The organism is Streptomyces recifensis (assembly GCF_002154615.1).
GTDB classification, from domain to species: Bacteria; Actinomycetota; Actinomycetes; order Streptomycetales; family Streptomycetaceae; genus Streptomyces; species Streptomyces griseoluteus.
This window is the reverse complement of record NZ_MUNH01000698.1, coordinates 1-756: the sequence shown is the minus strand read 5'-3', so window position 1 is coordinate 756 and position 756 is coordinate 1. Positions and strand designations below refer to the sequence as shown.

The 756-nt window shown below is 68.3% G+C and carries 1 protein-coding gene; it reads right to left on the bottom strand.

Annotated elements, in window-relative coordinates; all coding sequences use genetic code 11:
* Positions 1–756: M1 family aminopeptidase (locus tag CCN33_RS28555; protein ID WP_279628220.1), on the bottom strand; the 756-nt coding region annotated here is incomplete at both ends.

Genomic DNA, 756 nt, shown 5'->3' with positions numbered 1-756 from the left:
GTGGAGGGGCGCTGATCGGCGTCGTAGCCCCAGGACTTGCGGGTGACGCCGAACTCGACCCAGGGCTGCGTGAAGCGGGTGGCCTCCAGGGTGGTCTGGTAGCCCATGTACTCGGCGAAGGACTCGTTCAGCCAGATGTCGTCCCACCACTTGAGGGTGACGAGGTCGCCGAACCACATGTGGGCCATCTCGTGCGCGATGACCATGGCGCGGGTCTGCCGTTCGGTGTCGGTGACGGCGGAGCGGAAGACGAAGTCGTCGCGGAAGGTGACGAGTCCGGGGTTCTCCATGGCGCCGGCGTTGAACTCGGGGACGAACGCCTGGTCGTAGGAGTCGAAGGGGTAGGGCTCCTGGAACTTCTCGTGGTACCGGTCGTAGAGAGCGCGGGTGATGTCCAGGATTTCGTCGGCGTCGGTGTCGAGGTGGGGGGCGAGCGAGCGGCGGCAGTGGATGCCGAAGGGCAGGCCGCGGTGCTCGGTGCGTACGGAGTGCCAGGGGCCCGCGGCGACCGCGACGAGGTAGGTGGAGATGAGCGGGGTGGTGGCGGCGCGCCAGCGGCCCGCGCCGAGGTCCTCGGTGATGCCGTTGGCGAGTACCTGCCAGCCCTCGGGGGCGGTGACACTCACGTCGAAGACGGACTTGAGGTCGGGCTGGTCGAAGGCGGCGAAGACGCGCTGGATGTCGTCGAGGAAGAGCTGGGTGTAGACGTAGGTCTCGCCGTCGGTGGGGTCGGTGAAGCGGTGCATGCCCTCGCCG